Source organism: Ochrobactrum sp. SFR4, from assembly GCF_019730395.1.
Taxonomy (GTDB): Bacteria; Pseudomonadota; Alphaproteobacteria; order Rhizobiales; family Rhizobiaceae; genus Pseudochrobactrum.
This window is the reverse complement of the sequence record NZ_JAAPBB010001442.1, coordinates 1-233: the sequence shown is the minus strand read 5'-3', so window position 1 is coordinate 233 and position 233 is coordinate 1. Positions and strand designations below refer to the sequence as shown.

Sequence of the window (233 nt, the reverse complement as noted above, 5' to 3'; positions counted from 1 at the left end):
ATGGTTTTGTGGTCGCGGTAGAGACCGATATGGGCAACGCGTGCCGCCGGTACCAGATCCAGCATACCTTCCAGAAGACCGTTACCTGCACGCAGGATGGATGCGAAAACCAGTTTCTTGCCGTCAAGGATCGGCGATTCCATTGGTTGCAACGGGGTCTCGATCATGGTGGTTGTCAGATCGAGATCACGGGTCACTTCATAGCAGAGCAGAAGGGAAAACTCTCTCAGCAA

At 53.6% G+C, this 233-nt stretch carries 1 protein-coding gene; it reads right to left on the bottom strand.

Annotated features, from left to right (window positions below):
• Positions 1-233 (bottom strand): uracil phosphoribosyltransferase (locus tag HBA93_RS23790; protein WP_286202182.1); only part of this gene is annotated, 233 nt, incomplete at both ends.